At 62.9% G+C, this 24,928-nt stretch carries 26 protein-coding genes; 14 read left to right on the top strand and 12 right to left on the bottom strand.

Annotated features, from left to right (window positions below; all coding sequences use genetic code 11):
* Positions 1–10 precede the first annotated feature (10 nt).
* The 5 genes from NG898_RS12155 to NG898_RS12135 all read right to left on the bottom strand — a co-directional run bounded on the left by NG898_RS12155 (position 11) and on the right by NG898_RS12135 (position 5,143).
* The gene (locus tag NG898_RS12155) at positions 11–2,389 is read right to left on the bottom strand and encodes a xanthine dehydrogenase family protein molybdopterin-binding subunit (RefSeq protein WP_252692537.1); all 2,379 of its coding nucleotides are present in this window, start codon (positions 2,387–2,389) and stop codon (positions 11–13) included.
* A 19-nt stretch (positions 2,390–2,408) separates the two neighbouring features.
* Positions 2,409–2,936 carry a (2Fe-2S)-binding protein gene (locus tag NG898_RS12150; RefSeq protein WP_252692536.1) on the bottom strand — a complete coding sequence of 176 codons (528 nt, stop codon included), beginning with the start codon at positions 2,934–2,936 and terminating at the stop codon, positions 2,409–2,411.
* A 370-nt stretch (positions 2,937–3,306) separates the two neighbouring features.
* Positions 3,307–3,483: a hypothetical protein gene (locus NG898_RS12145; RefSeq protein WP_009238172.1), complete on the bottom strand. Its 177-nt coding sequence runs from the start codon at positions 3,481–3,483 to the stop codon at positions 3,307–3,309.
* A 181-nt stretch (positions 3,484–3,664) separates the two neighbouring features.
* Positions 3,665–4,144, bottom strand: a complete 480-nt coding sequence (locus NG898_RS12140; protein ID WP_252692535.1) for a CreA family protein — start codon at positions 4,142–4,144, stop codon at positions 3,665–3,667.
* 33 nt (positions 4,145–4,177) lie between these two features.
* Positions 4,178–5,143, bottom strand: coding sequence for a LysR family transcriptional regulator (locus NG898_RS12135; RefSeq protein WP_252692534.1), 966 nt, complete (start codon positions 5,141–5,143; stop codon positions 4,178–4,180).
* Between the two features lie 64 nt (positions 5,144–5,207).
* Here NG898_RS12135 and NG898_RS12130 point away from each other — a divergent pair, with 64 nt between their 5' ends.
* Positions 5,208–6,761: an MFS transporter gene (locus tag NG898_RS12130; RefSeq protein WP_252692533.1), complete on the top strand. Its 1,554-nt coding sequence runs from the start codon at positions 5,208–5,210 to the stop codon at positions 6,759–6,761.
* A gap of 3 nt (positions 6,762–6,764) precedes the next feature.
* On the opposite strand, the gene NG898_RS12125 is transcribed toward NG898_RS12130, so the two are convergent.
* The gene (locus tag NG898_RS12125; RefSeq protein ID WP_252692532.1) at positions 6,765–9,809 is read right to left on the bottom strand and encodes a transglycosylase domain-containing protein; all 3,045 of its coding nucleotides are present in this window, start codon (positions 9,807–9,809) and stop codon (positions 6,765–6,767) included.
* A 103-nt stretch (positions 9,810–9,912) separates the two neighbouring features.
* A complete protein-coding gene (locus NG898_RS12120) occupies positions 9,913–10,824 on the bottom strand; it encodes a LysR family transcriptional regulator (protein ID WP_252692531.1) in 912 nt (303 codons plus the stop codon).
* Positions 10,825–10,935: 111 nt separating this feature from the next.
* Between NG898_RS12120 and NG898_RS12115 the strand changes: the two genes are divergently transcribed.
* From NG898_RS12115 to NG898_RS12085, 7 genes are read left to right on the top strand one after another with little or no spacing between them, the layout of a single operon-like run.
* Positions 10,936–12,045: a muconate/chloromuconate family cycloisomerase gene (locus NG898_RS12115; protein ID WP_252692530.1), complete on the top strand. Its 1,110-nt coding sequence runs from the start codon at positions 10,936–10,938 to the stop codon at positions 12,043–12,045.
* Positions 12,046–12,083: 38 nt separating this feature from the next.
* Positions 12,084–12,374, top strand: coding sequence for a muconolactone Delta-isomerase (catC, locus tag NG898_RS12110; protein WP_252692529.1), 291 nt, complete (start codon positions 12,084–12,086; stop codon positions 12,372–12,374).
* A 36-nt stretch (positions 12,375–12,410) separates the two neighbouring features.
* Positions 12,411–13,346, top strand: a complete 936-nt coding sequence (gene catA / locus NG898_RS12105; RefSeq protein WP_252692528.1) for a catechol 1,2-dioxygenase — start codon at positions 12,411–12,413, stop codon at positions 13,344–13,346.
* Between the two features lie 28 nt (positions 13,347–13,374).
* Positions 13,375–14,733 carry an SRPBCC family protein gene (locus NG898_RS12100; RefSeq protein WP_252692527.1) on the top strand — a complete coding sequence of 453 codons (1,359 nt, stop codon included), beginning with the start codon at positions 13,375–13,377 and terminating at the stop codon, positions 14,731–14,733.
* On the top strand, positions 14,730–15,218 hold the full coding sequence (gene benB, locus NG898_RS12095) for a benzoate 1,2-dioxygenase small subunit (protein WP_252692526.1): 489 nt from the start codon (positions 14,730–14,732) through the stop codon (positions 15,216–15,218). Before NG898_RS12100 ends, benB begins: the two co-directional genes overlap by 4 nt.
* A 47-nt stretch (positions 15,219–15,265) precedes the next feature.
* Positions 15,266–16,294: a benzoate 1,2-dioxygenase electron transfer component BenC gene (benC, locus tag NG898_RS12090; protein ID WP_252692525.1), complete on the top strand. Its 1,029-nt coding sequence runs from the start codon at positions 15,266–15,268 to the stop codon at positions 16,292–16,294.
* Complete coding sequence (locus tag NG898_RS12085; RefSeq protein ID WP_252692524.1) at positions 16,291–17,073, top strand: 1,6-dihydroxycyclohexa-2,4-diene-1-carboxylate dehydrogenase; 783 nt, start codon at positions 16,291–16,293, stop codon at positions 17,071–17,073. The genes benC and NG898_RS12085 overlap by 4 nt, the downstream gene beginning before the upstream one ends.
* A 90-nt stretch (positions 17,074–17,163) precedes the next feature.
* Here the strand turns inward: NG898_RS12085 and NG898_RS12080 are convergent, their stop codons facing one another.
* A complete protein-coding gene (locus tag NG898_RS12080) occupies positions 17,164–17,331 on the bottom strand; it encodes a hypothetical protein (protein ID WP_252692523.1) in 168 nt (55 codons plus the stop codon).
* A 393-nt stretch (positions 17,332–17,724) separates the two neighbouring features.
* On the opposite strand from NG898_RS12080, the gene bioA reads away from it, so the two are divergent.
* The 5 genes from bioA (at position 17,725) to NG898_RS12055 (ending at position 22,320) form a co-directional block, all read left to right on the top strand.
* The gene (gene bioA, locus NG898_RS12075; protein WP_252692522.1) at positions 17,725–19,131 is read left to right on the top strand and encodes an adenosylmethionine--8-amino-7-oxononanoate transaminase; all 1,407 of its coding nucleotides are present in this window, start codon (positions 17,725–17,727) and stop codon (positions 19,129–19,131) included.
* Positions 19,118–20,365, top strand: a complete 1,248-nt coding sequence (bioF, locus tag NG898_RS12070; protein WP_252692521.1) for an 8-amino-7-oxononanoate synthase — start codon at positions 19,118–19,120, stop codon at positions 20,363–20,365. Before bioA ends, bioF begins: the two co-directional genes overlap by 14 nt.
* Before the next feature lies 1 nt (position 20,366).
* A complete protein-coding gene (gene bioD / locus NG898_RS12065) occupies positions 20,367–21,056 on the top strand; it encodes a dethiobiotin synthase (protein ID WP_252692520.1) in 690 nt (229 codons plus the stop codon).
* A gap of 55 nt (positions 21,057–21,111) precedes the next feature.
* Positions 21,112–21,630, top strand: coding sequence for a hypothetical protein (locus NG898_RS12060; protein WP_252692519.1), 519 nt, complete (start codon positions 21,112–21,114; stop codon positions 21,628–21,630).
* Positions 21,631–21,795: 165 nt separating this feature from the next.
* On the top strand, positions 21,796–22,320 hold the full coding sequence (locus tag NG898_RS12055) for a hypothetical protein (protein WP_252692518.1): 525 nt from the start codon (positions 21,796–21,798) through the stop codon (positions 22,318–22,320).
* Here NG898_RS12055 and NG898_RS12050 read toward each other — a convergent pair.
* The 4 genes from NG898_RS12050 to NG898_RS12035 all read right to left on the bottom strand — a co-directional run bounded on the left by NG898_RS12050 (position 22,289) and on the right by NG898_RS12035 (position 24,211).
* Positions 22,289–23,161, bottom strand: coding sequence for a DUF817 domain-containing protein (locus NG898_RS12050; protein ID WP_252692517.1), 873 nt, complete (start codon positions 23,159–23,161; stop codon positions 22,289–22,291). The genes NG898_RS12055 and NG898_RS12050 overlap by 32 nt on opposite strands.
* Complete coding sequence (locus NG898_RS12045) at positions 23,162–23,371, bottom strand: DUF1653 domain-containing protein (protein ID WP_045206356.1); 210 nt, start codon at positions 23,369–23,371, stop codon at positions 23,162–23,164.
* Positions 23,372–23,378: 7 nt separating this feature from the next.
* Positions 23,379–23,726, bottom strand: a complete 348-nt coding sequence (locus tag NG898_RS12040; protein ID WP_027681460.1) for a hypothetical protein — start codon at positions 23,724–23,726, stop codon at positions 23,379–23,381.
* A gap of 80 nt (positions 23,727–23,806) precedes the next feature.
* Positions 23,807–24,211 (bottom strand): SRPBCC family protein, encoded by a 405-nt coding sequence (locus NG898_RS12035; protein ID WP_092970383.1) that lies wholly within the window; start codon positions 24,209–24,211, stop codon positions 23,807–23,809.
* 179 nt (positions 24,212–24,390) lie between these two features.
* Between NG898_RS12035 and NG898_RS12030 the strand changes: the two genes are divergently transcribed.
* Positions 24,391–24,729 carry a zinc ribbon domain-containing protein YjdM gene (locus NG898_RS12030; protein ID WP_252692516.1) on the top strand — a complete coding sequence of 113 codons (339 nt, stop codon included), beginning with the start codon at positions 24,391–24,393 and terminating at the stop codon, positions 24,727–24,729.
* The last annotated feature ends 199 nt before the right edge of the window (positions 24,730–24,928 follow it).

Here is a 24,928-nt window from a genome sequence, read left to right as displayed (position 1 = left end):
GCTCCTCTGCCTAGGCCTTGGCCGCTTGAATGGTTTGCCAGACACGATGCGGCGTCGCGGGCATCTGGATGTCTTTCACGCCCAGCGGCGCAAGCGCGTCGACGATGGCGTTGATCAGCGCCGGCGGCGAGCCGATTGCGCCCGCCTCACCGCAGCCTTTGACGCCCAGCGGGTTGTGCGTGCACGGCGTGCCCTTGGCGGTTTCCACCGTAAAGCTGGGCAGGTCGTTGGCGCGCGGCATGGCGTAGTCCATGTACGAGCCGGTCAGCAATTGGCCGTTTTCGTCGTACACGCACGCTTCGAGCAGCGCCTGGCCGATCCCCTGGCCAAGCCCGCCGTGCACCTGCCCCTCGACGATCATCGGGTTGATGATGTTGCCGAAGTCATCCACCGCAACGAAGCGGTCGATGTGCACCTCGCCGGTGTCGGGGTCGACTTCCACCTCGCAGATGTACGCGCCGGCCGGGTAGGTGAAGTTGGTCGGATCGTAGAAGGCGTTTTCGTCCAGCCCGGGTTCGAGCTTGTCGAGCGGATAGTTGTGCGGCACGTAGGCCGTGAGCGCGACTTCGCCAAAGGTCTTGGTGCGGTCCGTGCCGGCCACGCGGAAGACGCCATCCTTGAATTCAATGTCCTCCGCAGATGCTTCCAGCAGATGCGCGGCGATCTTCTTGGCCTTGGCCTCGATCTTGTCGAGCGCCTTCATGATGGCCGAGCCGCCCACGGCAATCGAGCGCGAGCCGTATGTGCCCATGCCGAACGGGATGCGCCCGGTGTCGCCGTGCACGATCTCGATGTTGTCGATGGGCACGCCCAGGCGATCGGCCACCACTTGGGCGAACGTTGTCTCATGGCCCTGGCCGTGGCTATGCGAGCCGGTGAAGACCGTGACGGAACCCGTCGGGTGCACGCGAATTTCGCCAGCTTCAAACAGACCAGCCCGCGCGCCCAGTGCCCCAGCAATGTTTGACGGCGCCAGTCCGCACGCTTCGATGTAGCAGGAGTAGCCCATGCCGCGCAGCCGGCCTTTGGCGCGCGAGGCGTCGCGGCGGGCCGCAAAGCCTTTCACATCGGCCAATTCGATGGCGCGGTCCAGGCATGGTTCGTAGTCGCCCGTGTCATAGGTCAGGCCAACCGGCGTGGCATACGGGAACGTGCGGATGAAGTTGCGGCGGCGCAGTTCAGCCGGATCGACTTGCAACTCGCGCGCAGCAGTTTCAACGAGGCGCTCGACCACATACGTCGCCTCGGGCCGGCCGGCGCCACGATACGCATCGACGGGCGCCGTGTTTGTGAATACCGCTTTCACCTCGGCATAGATGGCTGGCGTCTTGTACTGGCCCGCAAGCAACGTCGCATACAGGATGGTCGGCACGCTGCTGGCGAACGTCGACAGATACGCGCCCATGTTGGCCGTCGTATGCACGCGCATGGCGAGGAAGTTGCCCTGCGCATCGAGTGCCAGTTCCGCATGCGTGACGTGGTCGCGGCCATGCGCATCGGTCAGGAAGGATTCGGAGCGCTCGGCCGTCCACTTGATCGGTCGGCCGACCTTTTTCGATGCCCAGGTCAGCGCCACGTCTTCCGGGTACAGGAAAATCTTCGAGCCGAACCCGCCGCCCACATCCGGCGCAATCACGCGCACCTTGGCTTCGGTCAGGCCCAGCACGAATGCCGACATCAGCAGGCGTTCGACGTGCGGGTTCTGGTTGGCGACGTAGAGCGTGTAGCTGTCGTCCTGACGCGAATAGCTGGCATTGACGGCGCGCGGCTCGATCGCATTCGGGATCAGGCGGTTGTTGACGATGTCGAGCTGCGTCACGTGCGCGGCCTTGGCGAAGGCGGCATCCGTGGCGGCCTTGTCGCCGTGGCCCCAGGTATAGCAGGTGTTGTTCGGTACGTCGTCGTGGACGGCGGTGCCGGCGGTATCTGCGGTGGCGGTGTCCACCACGGCGGGCAGCTCATCGTATTCGACGTCGATCATCTCGACCGCATCTTTGGCGATCTTCACCGATTCAGCCACCACCAGCGCGACCTGATCACCCACGTGGCGCACCTTGCCTTGCGCGAGCACGGGGTGGGGCGGCTCCTTCATCGGCGTGCCGTCAATGCTGTGGATGAGCCAGCCGCACGGCAGGCCGTTGACCTTGTCGGCGGCCAGGTCGTCGCCTGTGAGCACGGCGAGCACGCCCGGATGATTGCGTGCGGCATCCGCATTGATGTGTTTGATGCGCGCATGCGCATACGGCGAGCGCAGGAACACCGCGTACGACTGGTGAGCCTGCACGACATCGTCCGTGTACTGCCCGGCGCCGGTTAGGAAGCGGAAGTCTTCCTTGCGTTTGACGGACGCGCCGATCAGGTGGTTGTTGGGTTCTGCGGGAGCGTTCATGGTGGTCTCCTCCCTTGGGTCAGGCGGCGTGGGCGCGCGCCGCGGCCAGGCTTTGCAGAGAGGCATCCTCGCCTTGGGCTTCTGCCATGGCTTCAGCCCCGTGCATCACGGCGCGCACGATGTTGTGATAACCCGTGCAGCGGCAAAGATTGCCGTCGAGCTGCTCGCGCACCGTGTGTTCATCGGGATGCGGATGCTGCGCAACCAGCGCCGTCGCCGCCATCACCATGCCTGGCGTACAGAAGCCGCATTGCAAGCCGTGGCATTGGCGAAAGGCTTCCTGCATCGGGTGCAGCGTGCCGTCCTTCGACAGGCCTTCGATGGTGGTCACCTCGGCGCCGTCAGCCTGCACAGCCAGGATGTTGCAGGACTTCACCGCGCGCCCATTCATATGCACGGTGCAGGCGCCGCATTGCGCGGTATCGCAGCCGACGTGCGTACCGGTCAGGCGAAGTTGCTCGCGCAGCAATTGGACCAGCAGGGTATTGGGTTCGACACTGACGGTGACAGGCGCACCGTTGACCGACAGCTTGAGGCTGATCGCCATGGGAGTCTCCTTGGGGGATGGGCGCCGGGTGCCATGCTGCGCGCCTTCGTTGCTGCGAAGATGCGCGCGTGGTCTCGATATCGGTGGTCGCGGCTCTACTCAGTAAAGCACAGGCGAACCAGAAGACAACCGCAGCGCGGTGCGCTGGTCGCAAGAAAAGGGGCGATGCTGCGGCACGCAGACAAACCAAACAAATGCCGCAGAAATGACAAAGGGCCGGAATCCGGCCCTCGATTGGCACCAGGCGGTCATGACCTGGCGGGTGTGGCGGCGGGTGTGATGACACACGGCCGGCGCACGGTGCTACTGAAATTGCGATTGCTACATACAGCTAGCTTGGGCACACGCCCATCAACAACAGCGCGGCGGGTTAAGCCTTGGCAGTGCGGTGCGTGCCGAACAGGTTCGCGATTGCCGAGAAGAACTGGGCGAACGAGAACGATTGGCCGCTCGGACGGCGATAGTAGTAGATACCTTCGGACATTTCGCGCTCGATCAGTTCGCGTTCGAGTTGATCGGTCAGCTTCAGGTCGTTCGTGTTTTGCATGATTGGCCTCTTAGGGAAATCCCGGTTAGGGAATACCCTTATCATACACCAGATGATGCAATGCACCATACGTAGGCTTACGTATGCACCCCTTTTGCGCCGTCTACCGTTGCTCGGCCACCACGCTCGCGTTGCGCCGCACCAATGTGGTGCGGTCGCCGCTTTATGTACGCCTCGCGCCTCACTTGACCGGGATGGGTTGGCTGGCCGGGATCGGCACGGCCGTCACGCTGTTCTTCGGGCTGCCCGAAATGACCTTGTCTGAATACGTCAGATAGACCAGCACATTCCGCTTGCGGTCGACCGTGCGCACCACGTGCAGCGTCTTGAAGACGAGTGACAGGCGCTGCGTGAACATGTCGTCCTGCTGCGGCAGCGGTTTGACGAAGCTGATTTCGCCCACCTGGCGGCAGGCCACCGCGGCTTCGCTCACGTCTTCGGCCACGCCCAGCGAGCCCTTGATGCCGCCGGTGCGGGCTCGCGAGACGTAGCAGGTCACGCCCTGCACGAGCGGATCGTCAAAGGCTTCGATGACGATCTTGTCGGAGCCCGTGATGCGGAAATTAGTGCTGACGCTGCCGATGTCTTCGGCGCGAGAGCAGCCAACGGTGCTCAGAGCGAGCGCGGCAATCAAAACGGGGAGTTTGGTGAACGGGCGCATGGCTTTGCGTAAATAAAAAGGAACGATTGAAAGTCAGAGCAGCGACTCAGGCGGCCAGGAAGCAGCAGCTTCGTCTACAAAAGTGGGCCGCATGTCGGTGTGTTGGCGGGAATGCTCTATGCGGCGGTGCAGGGCGTCCATAAAGACCTTGACCTTGGCGGGCATCAGGCGGCGGCCAGGAAATACGGCATACACGCGCATCGGCGGGGATTGGAAATCCGTCAGCACCTCCTGTAGCGCGCCGGAGCCGATCAGATCGGTAGCAAACACGGAGGTGATGCGAGCGACGCCCAGGCCCGCAATGGCGGCCTGCATGCGCAATTCGCTGTTGGAGGTGCGCATGCGGAAGTCCAGCGGCAGATTGATTGTCTCGCCACCGGGCGTGCGGAACTGCCATTCGGCTTCGTTGGAGGTGCCGAGACACGGCCAATCGGCGAGCTGGTCTGGGTGGGTGAGCGGCCCGAGGCGTTCCAGCAGTTGCGGCGCGACGACCACGGCGCGCCGCAAATCAAAGACGCGCTGGGCGACGAGGCCGGAATCGGGCAACGGCCCGCGTGGCACGGTCAACATGATGTCGTAGCCCTGGGCGAGCGGGTCGATCTGGCGCGGCGCGACATCCACCTCGATGCGCAAGCCGGTGTGTTCGCGCATGACTTCCAGCACCACCTCGGCGAGCTGCTTGGCGGCGAACTCGTACGGCATGGCAATGCGCAAGGTGCCCGCGGGTGACTGGAATGTTGCTGCCGCGTCTTCCGAAACTTCGCGCAGCCGCTGGAACAATGGGCCGGCGTCGCGCAGCAGGGCTTCACCGGCGTCGGTCAGGCGCAGGCGGCGCGTGCTGCGCTCAAAAAGACGCACGCCCATCTTGCCTTCCAGCCGCGACACCGCGGTGCTGACAGACGACTTGGGCAACCCCAGCCGATCGGCCGCGCGCGTGAAGCTGCCGAGTGTGGCCACGGTGCAAAAAGTGTCCCAGTCGTTCCAGTCCGTCGTTCGCATAATTGAACAATGAATTTGTTGGCAGGCGATTTCCGCCAGTTTCGAGGCAAATTACCATCCCTGCATGAACACGCCAAGCACAGACCACACGGTTTCCTCACCGCCCGCACCGCGCAAACCGGCTACCGAATCGACCGTGGGCAGCCGGATGGAATTGCGCATGGTGGGCATGGTGATCGGCTTGGCAACCGGCGTGGATTACATGTCCAACCTGATGTTCTCGATTGCCGGGCCGCATATCGAAGGCGGGGTGCTGGCATCACAGGATGTCTATCTCTGGGCCGTGACGGCGTATGCGGCGGCGGCCAGCCTGGCAATTCTGGTGATGGGCCGGCTGGCCGATCACATGACATACCGGAAGCACACGCTGCTGTCGCTGCTGGTGTTCATCGTCGGCACGCTGATGTGCGCGGCAGCCGAGGGCGGCACGATGCTGATCGTCGGCCGGGCGGTTCAGGGGTTTGGCGGCGGGCCGATGCTGTCGACTTCACGCATCTTTGTGCAGCACAGCCCAGCGCAGGAACGCCGCACGATGATGAAGGGCATGATCTACGGCATCTTCGGGCTGAGTTGCGTGTCACCGATGCTGTCTGCGGCGCTCACGGAGCAATTCGGCTGGCGCGCCATCTTCGTCGCGCAGTTGCTGGTGGCGGTGGTGGTGTGCGGGCTGGTGGCGGCGTTCTATCCACACCCCAAGATGCACGAGCGCAAGGGCGATTTCGCCTCGCTGGACTGGCCCTCGGCCATCGCGTTTGGGCTGGCGGCGCTGATTGCGCTGCATGGGTTCCAGCAGGCCCGCTTCATTCATCCGGATGGTTCGCCCGCGCAGGTGGTGCCGATCATTGCGGTGGTGGCGCTCATCATCTGGGTGGGTATTCGGCAGACGGGCCATCCCTTGCCGTGGGTCGACCTGCGGGCGACGCTGCAGCGGCGCTTCCTGATGGGCATGGTTTTCTACGCCATCTATTACGTATTTGCGAGCGCCTGGGGGTTTCTCTCGTCGAGCCTGCTGCAGAACGGTTTGGGCTTCCGTTACGAAACCACCGCGCAGTTGATGAGCCTGGGCGGCTTGGTGACGGTGGTGTTGGGCATCCTGAACTTTCAGTTGACGAACGTGCTGCCGACCAAGCGCGTGCTGATCTCAATCGGCTTTGTGCTGATGGCGACTGCGCTGCTGTGGATGTCGCATGTGGCCATGCCGGGCGCGTCGGTGGCGGCGGTGGTGCCGGGGTTCATGATCGAAGGCACGGTGGGGATGTTTGTGGTGATCCAGGTGGCGGGGCTGTCTTACGTGGATCTGCCGGCCAAGGATTTCGGCCATGCCTACCAGTTCAAGGGAATCATGCGGGCTTGGGCGCAGGCGTTTGGGACGATGGGGGCCACGTTGTTGCTGCAGCGCGGGCAGGCGCAGCACCGCACCGACCTGGTGGGGCACGTGAGTGCGCTCACGCCTGCATGGCAGTGGCCGCATCCGTTGCAGGGTTCGGAGTTGATTCGCATCTCGGCCGAGATTGACCGGCAGGCGACGTTGTTGGCTGTGGGCGATTTGTTCGCCTGGGGCGCGATGGTGGCGTTGGTTTGTGCGGGAGCGATCTGGTTGCAGCGGTCGTTGCGGTAAAGATCAATCCAATTTTTGTTCCGGCGCTGTGGCCTGCGGCATCTTGCAGTTGAAGGCTGGCGCCTCCTCTTGCAGGTCCAGGTGGTTCATCAACGTGGGCGCCAGGACTTTTAGCACTTGCACCGTCAGTGCGCTGGTGAATTTGTACTTGGCCGCGTCTGCGCCGGCTACGTACGCGACGACGGTGCCGAAGTAGCGATCTCCCAGATAGAAAACAAATGCGCCGGAGCGGCTCACGACCCGCTCGGAGATCAAGCCGCCGCCGCGGCTGAAGGTTTTGAAGCGGTTGTCGCCAGTACCGGTTTTACCGCCGATGGCGATGGGTTTGCCGTCCTTCTGGACGAACGTGCCGGAAATGCGCTTGGCGGTGCCGCCCTCGACGACGCCGGCCAGCGCGGATCTGACCAAGGGCGGAATCTCGGGCGGCAGCACGCGTTCTCCGGCGTTGGGATCACGGCAGAGCATGACTTCGTAAGGCGTGTCGGCGGCAAAGCGCAGGCGGTCGATGCGTACGCTGGGCAGGCGGATGCCGTCGTTTTCGATGATGCCCATCAGCTCCGCCAGCGATGCCGGCCGGTCTGCCGATGCGCCGATGGCCGTTCCGTATGACGGCACCAGCGATTCAAACGGATACCCCAGCCGCTTCCACATCGCGTGAATCTGCTGAAATGCTTCAATCTCGAGCATCTGCTTGATGCGCTTGTCTTGCGCGGCCTTGCGGTGCGATTGCAGTAGCCATTTGTAGACAGACAGCCGTTCATCGGCGCTTGCCTCGTTCACTTGCGCAAGCGTGGCTTGCGGATGGGTTCGCAGGTACGCCACAAGCCAAAGTTCCAGCGGATGCAGCCGGGCGATGTAGCCGCGGTCGGCCAGGTCGAAACGTTGGACGGAATACTTCTCGTACAGATTGGTGAGTTCGGCCTCATCCAGCTTTGCACCTGGCAGATAGCTGCGGATGAACGCTGCGAGCTTGCCCGGGCCGGCTTCCGGGCCGGCTTCCGGGTCGATGCTGCGGTAAATCGTGGCTAGGCGCACCGGCGTGGCGCGCGTGCTTTGCACGAGGATGGCTTCGCGCTGCTGGTCGGTCCTGCCCTTGTACTTTGCGTAGAACCGCCCCATGAACAGCTTGCCTTCGCGGTCGGCAAAGCGTTGCAGGTAGACCTGCCGCTGCGGGGAATCAGGATTGGTCAACGCCTCGGCGCCGGCGTTGGGCAATTGGTGCTGAAAGTAGCGCGAGATGTCACGCATGATCCGTACGAACACGAGATTGACGGAATGCTTGAGCCCCTCGCGCACCGTGAAGTTCTGCGTGCCTTCCCATTTCTCGAAGTTCTCGAAACTCTGCATGCCGCCGCCGGTGGCAAACCATTCGCCGGCGTTGCCGGAGTACTTGCGCTCCATCGACGCATCGAGCATTGCCTCGAGCGACCGGTCTTGCGTGTGGGCGAGGTAGTCCACCGCCCAGCGCTCGATCGGGTTCTGCACTGGGATGTTGATTTTGCGCAGCGCCGCCGCAGGCTGGTCGGCATAGCGCTTATGCAGTTCGGCCACGATCTGGAGATACGTCACCAGCGTGCGCAGCTTGGCCGTTGAGCCCAGATCCAGCTTGACGCCTTCGTTGATGTCGAACGGCTTATCGAACGTGTCGGCTTGCACCAGCACGCGGTTGCCGCCCGGCGCCCGCTCATAGAGCGTGAAGCTGTAAGTCACGCCGCGCGGGTCGCCGCGCTCCAGCATCATGTCGCCGACGAGGCCGGCAGCCTTGGCTTGCGCCGGCTCGCGCAGCTTGCGCAGCTCAGTGGAGATATCGCGCTGCAACGGCGCATCGAGCGTGCTGCTGGCGGTCAGGTCGAGCCGGTCAAGCGCATACATGCGCGAGATGCCGAGCATGCCCGCCAGGTTGACGCGCACCGCGTTTGTGCCTTTGTGCTCAATTGGCGGAGGCGGCACGCGTGTGTTCAGGGCCTGCTGCTTGAGCGATTGCGCGATCGCCGCATCGCGCAGCGCCGGCGGAATCACGCCGGTTACGGCCAGCACGCGCAGGTAGGCGTTGGTCAGCGTTTCGAGTTCATCGAGGTTCTCAAGGTAATACGACGGCCGCCGCTGCGATACGAGCAGGCTCAACGCCTCCTTGTACGCCAGCGCACGGTCTGCCAGCGACGCAGCGGAGTTGGCTGAGAGCAACCCATTCACCTGCGCAAAGTCGCGTCCGTACCAGACCCACAGCGCATCGCCAATCCCCTGGATCTCGCCAAACCCGGCACGGGCGCCCAGCGGCACGGTGTTCAGGTAATCGACTGCAAGCTGGTGGCGCGTGGCGGTGGTGTCTTCGCCGTTCAGATAGGCGCGGGCGGACGCGGAGGCCATCTGGCGTAGCTTTTCGCTGGGGGAATCGGTACGGCCTTCCGGCGAGTGGCGATACTTCTCGATTTGTGTGGCGAGTGTGCTGCCCCCGGGCGACTCATGCGCCGGGTTGACGACGTGCAGGGCGCGGTCCCAGACAGCACGTGCCAGGCGCGACCACTCCACGGCCGGATTGCGCTTGGGGTATTCGGTCTGCAATAGAGTTCGGTTCTCGATGGCGAGCAGCGAGTTGACCAGTAGCGGCGGTACCGACGCGAAATTGTCATACACACGTTCGGGGTGCCGTACGCGGTAGATCGGGCGGCCATCGTCGTCGAGCAATTCCAGCCCCGCTTGGTCTTTCTCGCGATAGGGCGGATTCATGCCGCTGTCCATTCGCTCGACCATCTCTTTGGATGGCGCCGCTTGCTGAGCGACGATGTAACCGCGCGAGCGCAGACGGTCTAGAAAGGTTGGAAGATCGTGATACCCGAGCCGCTCGTCGTAAGGGCCGGAGTTTGGGTAGCGGGCCGAATTGTTAGGCCCCGGCTTGACAGGAAAGGTTTGCGATTTCGCCAGACCCGCGAAGTAGTGGGCTTGCCAAGCAGAGGAGCGAAATTCACGAGCGACAAGCAAGGCGGCTATCGCAAGCACCAGCGCCCCGACGAGGGCCAACTTGATGATGGGGCGGCGTATTCTTTTCACTCGCTTGCGCTCCAATCGCAGGCGGACGGGCGCCTTGCTTCAATCTAGCTCATGCGGCCGTCGTGTCCAGCGGCTTGTAACTTTGGGGCCGCCATTGCAAGCCTTACGAGGGTGCGTAATACGGAATCTTCTGCTCGTCATACAACCGATAGGTCAGCGCTAGCATGGCACGGATGTCTTCAGACTCGTCGAGCAGCCGCGTGCTGAAGATAATTGGCGAGACCAATTGCGGATCGTCGAGTTCCATGTAGCAGACATCTTCCCGCCGCAAGCCCGCCACGCTGCGCGGCACCACCGATATACCTTCGCCTGCAGCAACCAAACCCAGGGCAATTTGCAATTCCCGTGCCTCGTAGATTTTGCTGGGTTCGAGCGCGCGATCGTGGAAGAGGGCGAGCACCTGGTCCGCATAGCTCGGACGCGGGGTGCGTGGATAGATGATGAGCGTGTCGCCGACCAAGTCGCGCAGGGATACGGCCGTTCTGCCGTCCAGCAGCGCATGGCCTGACGGCAGCGCGACGATCAACCGCTCATCGCGCAGGAGGATGCGCCGCACGTTCGGGTCTTCATAGCGGATGCGGCCGAACCCGACGTCGATGCGGCCGTCTTTAAGCGCCTGGATCTGGTCCATGGTCGTCATCTCGTGCATGGTCAGATCGACCATCGGGTACTCCGCCCGAAAGCGCCGGATGACCTTCGGCAGCATCCCGTACAGCGTCGACGCCACGAAGCCGACCGACATGCGCCGCTCGATCTGACCCACGCGCTGCGTCATCGACGCAAGTTCTGCGGTTTGCGCGAGCAACTGCCGCGCGTGCGCGTGGAAAAAGCGGCCGGCTTCGGTCAGCTTGAGCGGACGGCTGCCGCGCTCGAACAACAGCACGCCGACTTCCTCTTCCAACTGCTGGATCTGCCGCGAGAGCGGCGGCTGGGCGATGTGCAGTCGTTCAGCCGCACGCGTGAAATTCAGCTCTTCGGCAACGGCAACGAAATAGCGAAGGTGGCGCAGCTCCATTTTTATACCTGTGGGGTATGAAACTGATACTAAATCGGTGTTGGACGCAATAAATCGCGCTGCGTAATCTGGATTCCACGTTGATAGCAGTTCTTCTGATACCTGGAAAACATGATTCGCTCGATCGAGGCCATTCTAGTGGATGTGCCCACCATCCGTCCGCACAAGCTGTCTGTCGCCACCATGCACACGCAGACGCTCGTCCTCGTGCATGTGTGCTGCGAAGACGGCATCGAAGGCTGGGGCGAGGCCACCACCATTGGCGGTCTCAACTACGGCGAAGAAAGCCCCGAGAGCATCAAGGTCAACATCGATACGCACATCGCGCCGCTGCTGATCGGCGCGGAGGCGCGCAATGTGGCCGCAGCCATGGCCAAGGTGCGAAAGACCATCCAGGGCAACCGCTTTGCCAAGTGCGCGCTGGAAACGGCGCTGCTCGATGCGCAGGCCCGGCGCCTCAACGTGCCGCTGTCGGAGTTGCTGGGCGGCCGCCTGCGTGATGCGCTGCCGGTGGCCTGGACGCTCGCCAGCGGCGACACAAAGAAAGACATTGCCGAGGCAGAGGCGATGCTGGCTGAGCGCCGCCACCGCATCTTCAAGCTGAAGATCGGCCTGCGCTCGGTGGCAGACGACGTGGCGCACGTGCTGGCCATCAAGCGTGCCCTGGGCGACGCCGTGAGTGTGCGCGTGGACGTCAACCAGGCCTGGAGCGAGCTTGATGCCGCCAACGGCATCGCCGCGTTGCAGGCCGGCGGCATCGACCTGATCGAACAACCGGTGCGCGCAGAAAGCCGCGCCGCGCTGGAGCGTCTCGCCCGCCAGTTCGCCGTGCCGATGATGGCCGACGAAGCGCTGCATGGTCCGCTGGATGCATTTGAGTTGGCCTGCTCGGCGAGCGCCGACGTCTTCGCCGTAAAGATCGCGCAATCCGGCGGCCTCGTGCCGGCCATGCAGGTCGCCGCCATCGCGCAGCTTGCGGGCATCGGCCTGTACGGCGGAACGATGCTCGAAGGGGCGGTTGGCACTGCAGCCTCTGCCCACGTGTTTTCCACCTTTGGCGAACTGCAATTCGGCACCGAGTTGTTTGGCCCCTTGCTGCTCACGCAAGAACTGCTGACTGAGCCATTGCAGTACCGCGATTTCATGTTGCAGGTGCCCACCGGCCCCGGCCTGGGCATCCAGATCGATCGCGACAAGCTGGCGCGCCTGCGCCGCCAATAAAAACAACCAGACCAAGACACCCCACCAAGGAGACCACGATGCTGTTCCACGTCCGCATGGATGTCCGCCTGCCGGCCGACATGCCCGTCGATGTCGCCAACGAGATCAAGGCGCGCGAAAAGGCCTATTCGCAGGATCTGCAGCGCAGCGGCAAGTGGCGCCACATCTGGCGCCTGGTTGGCGAGTACGCGAACGTCAGCATCTTCGACGTGCAAAGCAATGCAGAACTGCACGACATCCTGACGGCGCTGCCGCTGTTTTCGTACATGGAGATTTCGGTGACACCGATGTGCCGTCACCCCTCGTCAGTTCACGGCAATGACGCTTGAGACATTCCCCCAAAAAACCACGTGGAGACACCCATCATGAACGCGCGCGTATTCCAAACGAAAGAAGTGCAGGACCTGCTGAAGGCCGCCACCAATCTGGATGGCAAGGAGGGCGATGCCCGCCTGAAGCAGATCACCCATCGTTTGCTGGCCGATCTGTTCAAGGCCATCGACGACCTAGACATCACGCCCGATGAAGTCTGGGCGGGCATCAACTACCTGAACAAGCTCGGCCAGGACGGCGAGGCCGCATTGCTGGCGGCCGGCGTGGGCCTGGAGAAGTATCTCGATATCCGCATGGACGCTGCGGACGAAGCGCTGGGCATCAACGGTGGCACGCCGCGCACGATTGAGGGCCCCCTGTACGTGGCGGGCACGACGGTGCGCGATGGCGTGTCCAGGATCGACATCGATCCGGACCCGGCTGCGGGCCCGCTGATCATTCACGGTACGGTGACCGGCGCCGACGGCAAACCGGTGGCTGGCGCCGTGGTCGAATGCTGGCATGCGAACTCGAACGGCTTCTACTCGCATTTCGATCCGACCGGTGCGCAAAGCCCGTTCAACCTGCGCGGCGCGGTCAGGACCGGTACCGATGGCCAATACGAATTCCGCACGCTCATGCCGGTGGGCTACGGCTGCCCGCCGCAAGGTGCCACGCAGCAGCTGCTGAACGGACTTGCACGCCATGGCAATCGGCCGGCGCATGTGCACTTCTTCGTCACGAGCGATGGACACCGCAAGCTGACGACGCAATTCAACATCGAAGGCGACCCGCTGATCTGGGACGACTTTGCCTATGCCACGCGCGAAGAACTGATTCCGCACGTGGTAGATAAAACCGGCGGTGCGGCGCTGGGCCTGAAAGGCGATGCATACAAGGACATCGAATTCAATGTCGTCCTGACGCCGCTGCTTCAGGGCAAGGACAACCAGCGCGTGAATCGCCTGCGCGCTTCGGCCGAGGCTTGAGGCTGAGAGCCTCAACGGGGAGAAGACCATGTCCGCCTTGATCGACAAAGCCAGCGAACTGGACCAACTGCTTTCAACCGCCGTGATGGATGACGAGGAGGCCGGAGTTTTCCGCTGCCGCCGCGACATCTTCACCAACCCGGATCTGTTCGAGCTGGAGATGAAGCACATCTTCGAGAACAACTGGGTGTATCTGGCGCACGAAAGCCAGATTCCGAACAACAACGATTACTACGCCACGTGGATCGGCCGCCAGCCGATCGTCATCACGCGCGACAAGACCGGGGAGCTGCACGCGGTCATCAATGCTTGCGCGCACAAGGGTGCGATGCTGTGCCGCCGCAAGCATGGCAACAAGGGCAGCTTCACGTGCCCGTTCCACGGCTGGACGTTCTCCAACACCGGCAAGCTGCTGAAGGTGAAGGACGAAAAGACCACCGAGTACCCGGTGCAGTTCAACACGCACGCGTCGCATGACCTGAAGAAGGTGGCGCGGTTCGAGAACTATCGTGGCTTCCTGTTCGGCAGCCTTAACGCCGACGTGCAGCCGCTTGAAACCTACCTCGGCGAGGCGCGCGTGATCATCGACCAGATCGTCGATCAGGCGCCTGAAGGCCTTGAAGTGCTGCGCGGCAATTCTTCCTACGTCTACGACGGCAACTGGAAGATGCAGATGGAGAACGGCTGCGACGGCTACCACGTGAGCACTGTGCACTGGAACTACGCCGCAACGATGGGGCGGCGCAAGGAAGGCGGCACGCAGGCGGTGGATGCGAACAGCTGGAGCAAGTCGGTGGCGGGCGTCTACGGGTTCGAGCACGGTCACATCCTCTTGTGGACCAAGACGATGAATCCGGAGGTGCGGCCCGTCTATGCGCACCGCGACGAAATCAAGGCGCGCGTGGGCGAAATCCAGACGGACTTCATCGTCAACCAAACCCGCAACCTGTGCCTGTATCCGAACGTGTTCCTGATGGATCAGTTCAGCACGCAGATTCGCGTGGTCCGGCCAGTCAGTGTCGACAAGACCGAGGTGTCGATCTTCTGTTTCGCGCCGAAAGGCGAGAGCGCCACCGACCGTGCAACGCGCATCCGCCAGTACGAGGATTTCTTCAACGTCACCGGCATGGGCACCGCCGATGACCTGGAGGAATTCCGCGCCTGCCAGAACGGATATGCCGGCACCACCGCGCTGTGGAACGACCTGTCGCGCGGGGCACCGCTGTGGGTGCATGGCCCCGATGAGAACGCAACCAGGATGGGATTGAAGCCGCTCATCTCGGGCGAGCGCAGTGAAGACGAAGGCCTGTTTGTCTGCCAGCACGAATATTGGGTGCGCGTCATGCGCGAGGCACTCAAGCAGGAATGCGACGGGGTGCCGGCATGAGCGCTGATTACCAGAACATCTGCGCCGCCCTGTACCGCGAGGCGCGACTGCTGGACGACCGCCAGTGGGACGCGTGGCTCGAATGCTACGCAGAAGACGTCACCTACTGGATGCCCGCATGGGATGACGACGACCAGTTGACCGACGACCCGCAGAGCCAGATCTCGTTGATGTACTACGCCAATCGCTGCGGGCTGGAGGATCGCGTCTTCCGCATCAAGACCGAGCGCAGCGGCGCATCCACGCCGGAGCCGAGAACCAGTCACACCGTCGTCAACGTGGAAGTCGTGGCGGAACGCGGTGATGAAGTCGACGTGCGCTACAACTTTCACACGCTCAGCCACCGGTACAAAACCACCGACCACTTCTTCGGCACGATGTTCGTCACCCTGCGCCGCGTGGGTGATGGCTTCCTGATCGCATCCAAAAAGATCGTGCTGAAAAACGACTACATCCGGCAGGTGCTCGACGTCTATCACGTCTGATTTGCACCCACGTATAGGACACGCACAAGAGGCAGCGGAGGTATTCCATGTCCAGTTTCACAGTCGCATTGAATTTCGAGGACGGCGTGACCCGTTTCATCGATTGCAAAGCGGGCGAGAAGGTGCTCGATGCCGCCTTCCGCGCCAAGATCAACCTGCCGATGGATTGCTCCGATGGTGTGTGCGGAACCTGCAAGTGCCGCGCGGAGAGCGGAAGCTACGACCTTGGTGACGATTACATTGACGACGCCCTGACCGAAGACGAGAAGAACACAGGCCTGGTCCTGACGTGCCAGATGGTGCCGCAAAGCGATTGCGTGATCGCGGTGCCCACCACGTCGACCAGCTGCAAGACTGGTCAAAGCAGCTTCGGGACAACGGTGTCGAAGGTCGAGTTGCATAACGACGCAGCCGTCGTGCTGGAACTGGACGTGGATGCCACTGCGCCGGTGTTCCTCCCTGGCCAGTACGTCAACATCGGCGTGCCGGGCAGCGGGCAGCACCGCTCGTATTCGTTCTCATCCGCGCCCGGAGAATCGAAGATCAGCTTCCTGATCAAAAAGATTCCCGGTGGCGTGATGAGCCGTTGGCTGGAAACGGCGCAGCCGGGCGACAAGCTCGATCTGCACGGCCCACTTGGCAGCTTCTATCTGCGCAATGTGCAGCGGCCGCTGTTGTTCCTTGCAGGCGGCACTGGCCTCGCGCCGTTCCTGTCGATGCTGGAAGTGCTGGCGCGCGTCAACTCGCAGCAGAAGGTGCATCTCATTTATGGCGTGACGCGTGACCTCGACCTGGTGCAGGTCGATGCGATCGATGCCTATGCGGCGCGGCTGCCGAACTTCAGCTACGCCACTGTCGTGGCCGACGCCGCGTCGAATCATCCGCGCAAGGGTTGGGTGACGCAGCACGTGCCCGCCAACGCCCTGAACGATGGCGACGTGGACGTCTATCTGTGCGGACCGCCACCGATGGTCGACGCCGTGCGCAAGTACTTTGACGACGAGGGCGTGAAGCCCAGCAGCTTCCACTACGAGAAGTTCACGCCCAATGCAGTACCAGAAGCAAAGGCGGCATGAGTATGCAACGATTCTCAGGCAAGGCCGTCGTCGTGACGGGCGCGGCGCAAGGCATCGGGCGCGGCGTGGCGGTGGCTGCGGCAGAAGAGGGCGCCGAGGTGCTGCTGGTGGATCGCGCAGAGCTGGTCTACGAGGTGCAGGCCGAGATTGCCGCAGCGGGCGGCCGGGCCCACGCCACCACGGCCGACCTGGAAACCTACGCCGGCGCTCAGCATGCCGTGCAAGCCGCGCTCGATGCCTTCGGCCGCATCGACGTGCTGATCAACAACGTCGGCGGCACGATCTGGGCAAAACCGTATCAGCACTATGAAGAAGCGCAGATCGATGCGGAGATCCGCCGCTCGTTGTTCCCCACGCTGTGGTGTTGCCGCGCCGTGCTGCCGCACATGGTGGAGCGCCGGCAGGGCGTGATCGTCAACGTGTCGTCGATTGCCACGCGCGGTATCTATCGGATTCCGTATTCGGCGGCCAAGGGCGGGGTGAACGCGCTGACGGCAAGCCTCGCCATGGAGCACGCGCAGGACAACATCCGCGTCAACGCCGTCGCCACGGGTGGCACCGAAGCGCCACCGAGGAAGATTCCGCGCAATACGGCGCCCATGTCGGAGCAAGAAACCGCCTGGTACCAGGGCATCGTTGACCAGACCATTGCCAGCAGCCTGATGCACCGCTACGGAACGATCGGCGAGCAGGTGCGGGCGATCCTGTTTCTGGCTTCGGACGAGGCCTCGTACATCACCGGGACGGTGTTGCCGGTGGGCGGTGGAGATTTGGGTTAGCTGCACATGAAGCGCCCCAAACAAAAACGGCGCCGATGCGCCGTTTTTTTACGTGCCTTTGCGGCATGGCTGACGATTCAGCCGCAGGCTTTAGCCCAGGTACGAACCCGACTTACCGACCACTTCCGCGTACACCAGGTTGTCATCCCAACCGCTGCGGAAGAAATTGACCACTGCGCGCAGCAGCGATGGGCGACGGGCGGTCTGCACTTGAGCTTGGCCGGCGAACTTGGGGGTGTAATAGGCTTGCTGGATCATGATGTTTTCTCTCGTTGCGTTATCTAGGGTTTTCCCGAGTATAGGGTTATCCCTAAAGCGGGGCAATGACGCGACGCAAACGTCTGGTCCATTCTGAACATCACTCAAAGTAAATAATCCCGCAGGCCTCATGTTCCCTGGTGCAACTTCTAAGATCGGTTTGACGAGGTCCGCTCAATGTGACTTTTGAGGCCTTTTTTATTGCACCGGAAAAGATTTTTTAACGACAAGTTCCGCGCAGGAGGTTGGAAATCCACCGACGAAGCGCTTTTCTTCCGTCTTTTTCCGGTTTCATGTCGTTAATTTCTCCAAACGTGCGGGCTTGTTGTTTGATCAACATGGCCTCTACCATACGCCGCCGAATCCCCCGCTTCTGTTTCGAGGAGGTCTCGTATGGCGTATCCCCCAATTCCGGTGCCGGTTGACGGCGCGCCCAGCGCCAATACGGCGTGGCAGGCGCGCAGCCGCGCGGCCGTCTGGCATCCGTGCACCCAAAATGCACGGCTCGATGCCATGCCGCCGCTGCCGATCGCACGCGGCCAGGGGCCGTGGCTGATCGACTTTGACGGCAAGCGCTACCTGGACGGCACCAGCTCTTGGTGGGTCAATCTATTCGGCCATGCGAATCCGCACATCAACGCGGCACTCAAGACGCAGCTCGATTCGCTGGAGCACGTCATGCTGGCGGGCGCCACGCATCGGCCGGCGGTGGAGTTGGCCGAGCGCCTCATCGACCTGACGGGCGGTGTGCTGGGCCACAGCTTCTTCGGCTCCGACGGCGCTTCTGCCGTGGAAATCGCCCTCAAGATGAGCTTCCACGCCCATCGCAATGCAGGGCAGGGCGCGCGCAGCCGTTTCGTCTGCCTGGAACACGGCTACCACGGCGAAACGCTCGGCGCGCTGGGCGTGACCGATGTCGCGATCTTCCGCGATGCGTATGACCCGCTGATTCTGCAATCGCATCGCGTGCCATCGCCGGACGCGCGTCTGGCAGGCCCGGGCGAGACCGCCGCCGACGTGGCCGAACGCGCGTTGGCCGCGCTGCGCGATTGCCTGAGCACCAACGCCGGCACCATCGCCGCCGTCATCATCGAGCCGCTGGTGCAGTGCGCCGCCGGCATGGCCATGCACGACGTGAGCTATCTGCGCGGCGTGCGTGCGCTGTGCGACGAGTTTGGCGTGCATTGGATTGCAGATGAAATTGCCGTTGGCTGCGGCCGCACCGGTACGTTCTTCGCGTGCGAGCAGGCTGGCGTGTGGCCGGACCTGCTGTGTCTGTCGAAGGGCATCAGCGGCGGCTATCTGCCGCTATCCATCGTGCTGTCGCGCCATGCCATCTACGACGCCTTTAACGATGATGCGCCGGTGCGCAGCTTCCTCCATTCGCATTCGTATACGGGCAACCCGCTGGCATGCCGCGCGGCACTGGCCACGCTCGATCTGTTTGCTGAAGAAGACGTTTTTGCGCGCAATTGCGTGACCGCCGCGCGCATCGCCCAGGGGCTCGCGTCGCTGTCGCACGATGCGCGTTTTGCCCATCTGCGGCAGACGGGGATGATCACCGCGTTTGACGTGCACCCCGAAGTGGCCGGCGCCCGTTTTGCCGAACGCTTTGCGCTGACGGCACGCACGCATGGGCTGCTGCTGCGCCCCATCGGCAACACCGTTTATCTGCTGCCGCCTTATGTGCTGAGCGACGAGGAGACCGACACCTTGGTCGAACGCACGCTGCAGACGCTTGAAGACACGCTGGCCCAAGCTACGGGCGAAACAGAAGGACACACCTATGCGATTGCTTGACGACCTGCAGGCGGGCCTGGACGCCATCGACGCCGCACACCTGCGCCGCGTGCGCCGCACCGCGTACAGCCCGACGGACCGCAGTCAGCGCATCAGCGTGTCCGGTGGGGAACCGCGCGACATTCTCGGCTTTTGCGGCAACGATTATCTGGGCCTGGCAGCACATCCCGCCTTGGCCGAGGCGATGACGCAAGGTACGCAGCAATATGGCTTTGGCAGCGGCGCATCGCATCTGGTCAGCGGCCATTCGATCGCGCACGCGCGGCTGGAAACACGCATGGCTGCGCTGCAAGCCGAACATATTCCCGACGCGGATGCGCTGTTCTTCTGCACGGGCTACATGGCCAATCTGGCCGTGGTGAGCGCCATGGCGCAGGCCGGCGGCATTCGCCCGGCGGAGGAATGCACGATCTTTTCCGACGCGCTGAACCACGCCTCGCTCATCGACGGGGCACGGTTGTCGCGGGCGCCCGTGAAGGTCTATCCGCACGTTGACGTGGCTGCGCTGGAAGCGCTTCTGGCCGCGAGCACCAGCCGCAACAAGCTGATCGTCACGGACGGCGTGTTCAGCATGGACGGCGACATCGCGCCGCTGCCCGAGCTGCTTGCGCTGGCCGAACGCTACGATGCCTGGCTGATCGTGGACGACGCGCATGGCCTGGGCGTTCTCGGCGAAAAAGGTTCGGGCGTGCTGTCGCATTTCGGGCTGCGGTCACAGCGCCTCATCTATGTCGGCACGTTCGGCAAGGCCGCTGGCGGATCGGGCGCGGCCATCGTCGCGCATCGACTGGTGATCGACTGGCTGGTCCAGCGCGCGCGCACGTACATCTTCACAACGGCCACGCCGCCGGGTATTGCGTGTGCAGTGGAAGCAGCTTTGGATTTGATCGCAGGCGAGGAGGGCGCTGAACGTCGCGCACGCCTCGATCGCCATATCGCCGTGTGGAGTGCGCATGCACAGCGTTTGGCTGCGCGCTTCGGCTGGCAATGGATGCCATCGCCCACGGCCATCCAGCCGATCGTGATTGGCGAGAACGCACCCGCATTGGCGCTGGCCGCCGCGCTGGAACGCGAAGGCATCCGCATCGCTGCCATCCGCCCGCCGACGGTGCCAGCGGGTACGGCGCGCCTGCGCATCACGCTGTCGGCCGCACATACCGATGCGGACATCGAACGTCTTGCCCAGGCGCTGGAAGCGGCCGGCCAATCGCTGCAACCAGCCAAGGCAGCCTGAGATGTCCGCACGCTTCGATTGCTTTGTCACCGGCACGGATACGGAGATCGGCAAGACGCTGGTCAGCGCGGCATTGCTGACCAAGCTGGCTGATGCCGGCTACCGCGCCGCAGGCCTTAAGCCGATTGCTGCCGGCACGCTGGCGGGCGCGCCCACGCGCACCAACGAAGACGTCGAGCAACTGCGGGCGGCCGCGTCCGTCGACCTGCCGCTCGATACCGTTTGCCCGTGGCTGCTCGACGCGCCGATGTCTCCGCATTTGGCCGCTGCGCGCGAAGGCGTGACGATCACGCTGCCGCCGATTCTCGATGCGTTTGCGCACGCCAGATCGCTGGCGGATGCCGTCGTGGTGGAGGGCGTCGGAGGTTTCCGCGTGCCGCTGTCAGACGACTTTGATACGGCCGAGATGGCTGTGGCGCTCGGCTTGCCGGTGGTGCTGGTGGTCGGTTTGCGCCTGGGCTGCCTGAACCACGCTGCACTCACCGCCGAAGCGATCGCAGCGCGTGGGCTGCATCTGGCCGGCTGGGTCGGTAACGTGGTCGACGCCTCTATGGCAGGGCTTGACGACAACGTCGCCACCTTGCGTCGCTGGATCAACGCACCGCATCTGGGCACGATCCCGCGATTGCCGCACGCCGATGCGCGCCTTGCCGCAACCCACCTCGATATCACGCCGCTACTCGCGCGTTGAGCTGAAGCGCGGCGGTAAACTACCGGCTTCACCCAGTTAGGCGAGGACGGTTGTCATGCGCGCAAAGCGTTGGCTGACGGTAGCGATTGTGGTTGCGGCAACGGCGGGATGTGCAGCATTGGAATCCCCCGTCACCAAGGGCCAACGCCTGGTGGGTGCGGACGAGCCCGCGGTGCAGGCGCAGTTTGGGCCGCCGCGCGAAACCTATCCGCTCGATGGCGGCACCCGCTGGCTCTATCCCACCAAACCGTACGGGCAGTTCACCTACGCGGCCGACTTTGATGCCAGCGGCAAGCTCGTCGCCTTCAAGCAGGTCTTGAGCAGCCTTGAGTTTGCCCAGGCCAGGATCGGCGTCTGGACTCGGGACGACGTGCTGCGACATTTCGGCCAACCGGTGGAAACGGCGTATTTTCCGCGCATGGACCGGCTGGTCTGGTCGTACCGCTTCAAGGCGGACGACGTCTGGCCGTCGCTGATGCATTTTTACTTCGACCCCGCGGGCGTCCTGCAACTGACGCAGATCACGCCCGACCCGCTCTACGATCCGGACCGGCCGCGACTGTTCCGCCGATAGCTGACCGGCAGTTGCGGTAGCGCAATCCGATTGTGCGCTCAGGGTTCCTCCTGCATTGCGCGCCTTGTGCGGCGACCTAAGCTAGAGAGCAGGGGAGGCAGACGCCGCCGGCGCTTGCCGAGAGCAACCGTCATCAGAACGGACGCGCATTGTTGGGGGTGCATCATGCTGACGCATCGCTGGGTCGACATCGACCCGATCGCAGCGGGTCAACATCCGCTGTACGGCATTGCCGGATGGCTGCCGTGGGTGCTTGCCATTGCCATCGCAGGGCCCACGTGGGTGTTCTGGCAGGGGCTTTCGATGGATGCGCTGCAACTGGCCGGCGCCGACCTGTTCGATGCCAACGCGCCGGGCAGCGGGGCGATCAACCTGACCACGCTGCTCTATCTGATTTCCTGCGTGACTGTCCTGGTGTTGGCAACCACGCACGACAGTGCGTTCCGACCGGCCATGCTCGTGCACATGGCGCTGCTGCCGCCGCTGATCGGGCTCGCGCTGATGGCGGGCGGCATTCCAGGAGCACGCTCCACCTTTATCGACGGCGTCGCCGTTGCAGTGGCGATGACGCTGACGTGCGGCGTCTACCTGCAGGTTTCGCGCCGGGTGCACATCACCTTCGAACTACGCGACCGGGCGCCTAGCGAGCACGCCTGGTTCAAGCGTCAGAAACGGGCCGCGGCGGGTTGACCAGCGTGACCATCACGTAGCTCATGATGGTCAGGAGAAACCAGGCGCCAAGCTTGGCGAAAGACACCATTTCCCAGCCCTGCAACTGGTTCGGATAGAGCCACGTGCGCGTGAACGTGCCGATGTTTTCCGCAAGCCAGATGAAGAGCGCCACCAGCGTAAAGCCCAGCAGGAAGGGCATGCGCCGGTGGACGCGATCAATGCGGAAGTGGATCCAGCAGCGCCGGAATGCCACCGCAACCAGCGCCATCAACACGTAGCGCAAGTCCCACCAATAGTGGTGCAGGAAGAAATTCGCGTAGATGCCCAGCGAGAGCAGGGCTGTCACGGCCAACGGTGGGTGATGCGAGAAACGCAGGTCGAACTCGCGCCACGCCCGCGCGATATAGCTACCCACGGATGCATACATGAAGCCCGTGAACAGCGGCACGCCACCGATGCGCAGCACCGACGCCTCGGGATAAATCCACGAGCCGACTGCAGTCTTGAACACCTCCATGCCCGTGCCGGCCACATGGAACATCAAGATCACCTTGGCTTCGTCCCATGTCTCCAGCTTCAGCCAGAGCAAGGCAATCTGGATGATGACCGCGGCAATCGTCAGGGCGTCGTAACGGGCAATCGGCGCGTTGGCCGGATACCAGAAATGCGTGCCGATCAGCAGGGCGACCATCAACCCGCCGAATAGGCACGCCCACGCCTGCTTGATACCGAAGACGACAAACTCGTGCAGCCCAGCAGCCAATTGGCCATGGCGCACAGCCCAGGCGCCGCTACGGTCGCGCCAATACGTAAAACGGGCCCGCAGGCCCGCTCGCAAGGAGATGGTTTCGGCTGGCATTCAGTCCATCAGCGCAAAGCGCGGTACCTGGCGGCCGTCGACTTCAACCATCTCATGGAACATCGTTGACGGACGCGTCCAGATCGTGCCGTTGGCGGCGCGATAGACCGTCATCTTGATGGCGGGATCGGGCTCGTACGTGGCCTCGCATAGCCATTCGTATTCGCCGCCCTTGTAGTGGCGGTAGCGGCGCGTTGGCGTGTTCTGCATGGCGGCTTCAGTGTTGCGTGGGCTTGTCTTCTTCGTCGACGTAGGGCACGTGTTTGCCCTCCTGCGTCTGCGCGCCGAGCTTGGCGTCTTCCATGGCGTCCTGGTAAGCCAGCATGGCGGCGGCCACGGCTTCGGGCTCACCGTTGAACGAGATCACGCTCTCGCCGCAGTTCGGGCATTCGCCGCCGAAGATGGCGTGGATGCCGGGCATGTCGCGTGGCTCCATCCCTTCGAATTCGGTAAAGGCGGTCTGGCAGGCGCCGCAGACGAGTTTTTCAGGGCGCAGCGCCTCCAGCCGGGCGTGCGCCTGAGAAATGCGGTCGGCCTGTGAGCCGCGTCGTTTGGCTTCGCCCATGATGTTCTTCCTGATTTCAGATGATTAGAGAGTGAATCATACCGAACGGCACAGCAGGCTTGGCAGTTCACCCAAGCCGTTCAACGTTCCGCCAACCGCTTGAGTGCCGCCAAAACGTCAGGAAAATCCGACGTGACCATCGGTCCGAACGCGGCGGCATCCGGCCCCGTGATCTCAGTGCGATAGACGATCTTCGTATGGCCCGACGGCAGGCTGACAAGCTGATGATCCACCAGGACGCGCGTGCCGTCGACGACCGTCTCGTCGACAAAGCCTTCATTTGGGCGCACGTCTACAAGGGTGCTGACGAACGCGTCTTGCCCCGGGGGCTGCATGGTGAACTGTGTGCCGTTGGCAAACGGCCCGTGGAGTTCGATGCGCTCGATACCGGCATTCCAGTCGCCCCATTGCTCAACGTTGGCGAGCAGCTCCCAGACGCGGGCGGGGGAGGCAGTCGTTTCAATGCTGTCTTCGTGAATCCACATAAGCGGCTCCGGATGTTTTTATGTGTGGGCTGGCAACCGTGCGTGGCTGCGCTGCCACGGTATAGATTGCGGCGGATCGGGCTGCAAGGTACAGGCTCGCGGCAACAGTCTGCAACTGTCGCGCGCATCTCGGCTGATATAGTGCGGGCCCTTTGAACTCAATTCACACGACTTTCGCCATGTCTACGATTCCTGCCTGTCCGCAATGCGCCTCTGAAAACACCTACCAGGACGGCGATCTCTATATCTGCCCGGATTGCGCGCACGAATGGAATCCGTCGGCGCAGGAGGATGAGCGGGAGCCGGAAACCGTCATCAAAGACGCCAACGGCAACCCGTTGAATGCGGGCGATTCTGCAACGCTGGTGAAGGACCTGAAGCTTAAGGGCGGCTCGGGCACGCTCAAAGCGGGCACCAAGATCAAGAACATCCGGCTGGTGGCAGGCGACCATCCGATCGACTGCAAGATTGATGGTGTGAGCTATCTGCTCAAGCCGGAGTTTTTGAAGAAGGCTTAAGGAGTGTGAGGCGAGACCGGTGGATGCCGGTCGATCTTTAATTTAACATAATGCAAATTACACGATAAAAATATGTTGGCGCCAAGTTGTAATGTCCGGTTATAGCCAAGTTCAAATGTCCGAGTGACTGAGCGTAGCCTAGACGGCTCCTTGCTTTGAAGGAGTCGGCCATGCGCCCGGACACGGTTACCTTGACGAT

It is taken from the genome of Ralstonia mojiangensis (assembly GCF_023955645.1).
Classification (GTDB): domain Bacteria; phylum Pseudomonadota; class Gammaproteobacteria; order Burkholderiales; family Burkholderiaceae; genus Ralstonia; species Ralstonia mojiangensis.
Note: the sequence above shows the minus strand (reverse complement) of the source record. Positions and strands in the feature narration are given on the sequence as shown.

Excerpts from the sequence above, each read along its gene's own strand:
- NG898_RS12155 (WP_252692537.1), bottom strand. The coding sequence starts at position 2,389 with ATGAACGCTCCCGCAGAACCCAACAACCACCTGATCGGCGCGTCCGTC.
- NG898_RS12150 (WP_252692536.1), bottom strand. The coding sequence starts at position 2,936 with ATGGCGATCAGCCTCAAGCTGTCGGTCAACGGTGCGCCTGTCACCGTC.
- NG898_RS12145 (WP_009238172.1), bottom strand. The coding sequence starts at position 3,483 with ATGCAAAACACGAACGACCTGAAGCTGACCGATCAACTCGAACGCGAA.
- NG898_RS12140 (WP_252692535.1), bottom strand. The coding sequence starts at position 4,144 with ATGCGCCCGTTCACCAAACTCCCCGTTTTGATTGCCGCGCTCGCTCTG.
- NG898_RS12135 (WP_252692534.1), bottom strand. The coding sequence starts at position 5,143 with ATGCGAACGACGGACTGGAACGACTGGGACACTTTTTGCACCGTGGCC.
- NG898_RS12130 (WP_252692533.1), top strand. The coding sequence starts at position 5,208 with ATGAACACGCCAAGCACAGACCACACGGTTTCCTCACCGCCCGCACCG.
- NG898_RS12120 (WP_252692531.1), bottom strand. The coding sequence starts at position 10,824 with ATGGAGCTGCGCCACCTTCGCTATTTCGTTGCCGTTGCCGAAGAGCTG.
- NG898_RS12115 (WP_252692530.1), top strand. The coding sequence starts at position 10,936 with ATGATTCGCTCGATCGAGGCCATTCTAGTGGATGTGCCCACCATCCGT.
- catC (WP_252692529.1), top strand. The coding sequence starts at position 12,084 with ATGCTGTTCCACGTCCGCATGGATGTCCGCCTGCCGGCCGACATGCCC.
- catA (WP_252692528.1), top strand. The coding sequence starts at position 12,411 with ATGAACGCGCGCGTATTCCAAACGAAAGAAGTGCAGGACCTGCTGAAG.
- NG898_RS12100 (WP_252692527.1), top strand. The coding sequence starts at position 13,375 with ATGTCCGCCTTGATCGACAAAGCCAGCGAACTGGACCAACTGCTTTCA.
- benB (WP_252692526.1), top strand. The coding sequence starts at position 14,730 with ATGAGCGCTGATTACCAGAACATCTGCGCCGCCCTGTACCGCGAGGCG.
- benC (WP_252692525.1), top strand. The coding sequence starts at position 15,266 with ATGTCCAGTTTCACAGTCGCATTGAATTTCGAGGACGGCGTGACCCGT.
- NG898_RS12085 (WP_252692524.1), top strand. The coding sequence starts at position 16,291 with ATGAGTATGCAACGATTCTCAGGCAAGGCCGTCGTCGTGACGGGCGCG.
- NG898_RS12080 (WP_252692523.1), bottom strand. The coding sequence starts at position 17,331 with ATGATCCAGCAAGCCTATTACACCCCCAAGTTCGCCGGCCAAGCTCAA.
- bioA (WP_252692522.1), top strand. The coding sequence starts at position 17,725 with ATGGCGTATCCCCCAATTCCGGTGCCGGTTGACGGCGCGCCCAGCGCC.
- bioF (WP_252692521.1), top strand. The coding sequence starts at position 19,118 with ATGCGATTGCTTGACGACCTGCAGGCGGGCCTGGACGCCATCGACGCC.
- bioD (WP_252692520.1), top strand. The coding sequence starts at position 20,367 with ATGTCCGCACGCTTCGATTGCTTTGTCACCGGCACGGATACGGAGATC.
- NG898_RS12060 (WP_252692519.1), top strand. The coding sequence starts at position 21,112 with ATGCGCGCAAAGCGTTGGCTGACGGTAGCGATTGTGGTTGCGGCAACG.
- NG898_RS12055 (WP_252692518.1), top strand. The coding sequence starts at position 21,796 with ATGCTGACGCATCGCTGGGTCGACATCGACCCGATCGCAGCGGGTCAA.
- NG898_RS12050 (WP_252692517.1), bottom strand. The coding sequence starts at position 23,161 with ATGCCAGCCGAAACCATCTCCTTGCGAGCGGGCCTGCGGGCCCGTTTT.
- NG898_RS12045 (WP_045206356.1), bottom strand. The coding sequence starts at position 23,371 with ATGCAGAACACGCCAACGCGCCGCTACCGCCACTACAAGGGCGGCGAA.
- NG898_RS12040 (WP_027681460.1), bottom strand. The coding sequence starts at position 23,726 with ATGGGCGAAGCCAAACGACGCGGCTCACAGGCCGACCGCATTTCTCAG.
- NG898_RS12035 (WP_092970383.1), bottom strand. The coding sequence starts at position 24,211 with ATGTGGATTCACGAAGACAGCATTGAAACGACTGCCTCCCCCGCCCGC.
- NG898_RS12030 (WP_252692516.1), top strand. The coding sequence starts at position 24,391 with ATGTCTACGATTCCTGCCTGTCCGCAATGCGCCTCTGAAAACACCTAC.